At 54.6% G+C, this 2,581-nt stretch carries 3 protein-coding genes; 1 reads left to right on the forward strand and 2 read right to left on the reverse strand.

The window, feature by feature from the left end; all coding sequences use genetic code 11:
- Positions 1-90 precede the first annotated feature (90 nt).
- Both Q1A53_RS23265 and Q1A53_RS23270 read right to left on the reverse strand, forming a co-directional pair.
- On the reverse strand, positions 91-1,008 hold the full coding sequence (locus Q1A53_RS23265; protein WP_299971771.1) for a polysaccharide deacetylase family protein: 918 nt from the start codon (positions 1,006-1,008) through the stop codon (positions 91-93).
- A gap of 382 nt (positions 1,009-1,390) precedes the next feature.
- Entirely contained in the window at positions 1,391-2,272 is an 882-nt protein-coding gene (locus Q1A53_RS23270; RefSeq protein WP_366873047.1) for a LysR family transcriptional regulator, read from the reverse strand.
- A gap of 92 nt (positions 2,273-2,364) precedes the next feature.
- Between Q1A53_RS23270 and Q1A53_RS23275 the strand changes: the two genes are divergently transcribed.
- Positions 2,365-2,508, forward strand: coding sequence for an antibiotic biosynthesis monooxygenase (locus Q1A53_RS23275; protein WP_299971774.1), 144 nt, complete (start codon positions 2,365-2,367; stop codon positions 2,506-2,508).
- Positions 2,509-2,581 lie beyond the last annotated feature (73 nt).

Raw genomic sequence — 2,581 nt, forward strand, 5'->3', positions numbered from 1 at the left:
AAACCATCGTCCAGATGGACCAAACGCCAATCATGCACTAACAATCAAATTGGACCACTCAGGTGGGGCTGATCACTAACGCCACATGGATTAGTCTCTTTTCCCGCCAAGTACTCTTTCAATCTGAGACAGTCCACGCGGTCCTGCATATGGATCTGGGCGAGAAAACACAGGATGCGTGATCGCTTCGTCAACCGAAATGAAGGTCCAGCCTTGCGCATCATACCATTCAAGCAGTGTGCCGAGGTGATCCGCATTTATCCTGTTGAGATGTACGAGAAGGACGTGATCAACGTCACCACCAAGTTCATCAATAGCTAGGGATTGGAAGAATGCTGTGCGGATCTGCATGTGAGCGACATAGTTTCGTGCGATGGTCGCTGCCGCCGCCTCATCACCGTCTTCTAGGGCTGCCAAATAGTCCGCATTGAACTGCCATTCATCGTTATCAATGGTGACGGGCACATTTTGATACCCCAACTCTTCCAATACTCTGGTCGCTGCTGTCTTCGCTGCTTCTGTCTCGCCTTCACGTAGGAATGGAAAACGATAGTATCGCGGCCCATCAATCCATTGCTGCAGTATTTCATCAGTCCAGCGCGTTTCATCATGAAACTCGTCACGCGTCAGCGTTCCATAGTCAGGGTGCGACCAGCTATGGTTTCCGATTGTGTGGCCAGCGTCTGCGAATGCTTGCAGTGCGGGAATGGATTGAGGGTTGATTTGTTGTCCGACCGCAAAGCCAGTGGCGACGATTCCATGCTCCTGAAGAGCCGCTATGATTTGAGTGGTGTATCGCAGGCCCTCCTCGGGACTCGTCTTGGAAGGCATTACATATGGAAGATCATCAATGGTAATCGCGACGCGTGAGGGAGTTGTCAAAACCGTTACGGCAGGCCCTGCTTGAACTTGTCCAGCACCATCTTCGTTACAAGCAGCAAGGGCAAAACCAGCCAATACCAAAGAGGACGTCGCAAAAAATGATCGAAAGAATTTGAGTCCCAACATCTCTACCACCTGCTCAAATTTGGTTGTTTTGAAACGACCATAGCGGCATGGATTATTGGTGACCAGCTCCAGACTTTGGCAAGCGGCCATTGGCGCGGGTGCAGCGCAAATGCACTTAGTCCGCACACTTCCAGTTCGCGGCCGGCTCGATTTTGCATCTGCAGCGAACGCTGGTCTGAAGGACCGCAACGCAGCATCCAGACAGTGGGTCGGATGTCTCCTGTGGACCGTCCCTGAAGCCACTCGCGACATGCCCGTTTGGACGCTGCGCTGCCTCCTACGGCTGCAGCGAGCCTAAACTCAACGTAGCTGCACGATCTACGAACGTCGGCTTCGCGGGCTGTGCGCTCTCACCTGTCTCCTTCTCTTGCTTTGAAGATCATCAGAAGCCCTCGGCCAGCGTGTCGGCCAGAGCTTTGGTTCTGGCGGGTTGCGCGCGTGAGGGGGGAAAGAGCATTTGCAAGTCCGTTCCGGGGGCCGCGAAGCCTTCCAATAGCGGTATTAGCCGACCCGCTTTGATGTCGTCTGCAACATCATACTGAGATTTCAAAGCGATCCCCAAGCCATCAAGGCACCATTGCCGAACCAGGTGCCCATCATTCGAAATGAGCGGGCCGTAGACCATCACGGAGGTCGCGGTGTCTCCCTCCCCAAAGTGCCATTGGCGATCCAGCATCTTGCCAAATCGCATCAGCAAACACTGATGGTCCTGCAAGTCGTCCGGGCTTGAAGGTGTCCCACGTCGTGCAATGTAGGCTGGTGCGGCGCATACGATCCGTGGCGCGGTTCCCAGTTTGCGGGTGCGCAGGGTTCCATCCGGCAAGGCGCCAAAGCGCAACGCGATATCGATGCCATCGCCGACGATATCGACATAGCCATCAGAGAGCAGCAGCTCGACGGATACGGCCGGATTTTGGGCGACAAAGGCATTGATGATGTTACTGACGCGGGTTCGGCCCAGATCACTTGGCGCACTGACCCGGATGGTGCCCGCCAGGGCATCGGACCCAAGCTTGATCTGTGCTGCGAGGCTGTCTGCCTCTTCCAACAACGGCTCCAACCCGTCTAGCAACGTTTGCCCGGCCTCCGTCAGGCTCAGGGACCGTGTGGTTCTGTTCAGCAAGACGGTGCCCATGTCGCGCTCAAGCGCCGCCAACCGTTCTGAAACCGTCGTGCTCGATAGGCCAAGGTCACGTGCCGCTGAGGCAAGACTGCCGAACTGGACGATACGTTTGAACAGGCGCAGGTGTTCCAGATTAATTATCCGTTAATTCCGGTTATTGATTTCTGCTTTGTCCGGTTTATCCAAGTACTATTGCCGCGTAAATATCTGTCGTCGCAACACAGGAGAATGACATGGCTAAACTGACCATCACCGGAAACGTCGTTGCCAAAGAAGACCAGATCGACTTCGTGAAGGCCGAACTGGAGAAGCTAATCACGCCGACACGCGCCGAAGACGGCTGCCTGCAATACGATCTGCATCAGGACAACGGCTGATCAGCCCCACCTGAGTGGTCCAATTTGATTGTTAGTGCATGATTGGCGTTTGGTCCATCTGGACGATGGTTTC

The organism is uncultured Roseobacter sp. (genome assembly GCF_947496515.1).
GTDB lineage: Bacteria > Pseudomonadota > Alphaproteobacteria > Rhodobacterales > Rhodobacteraceae > Roseobacter.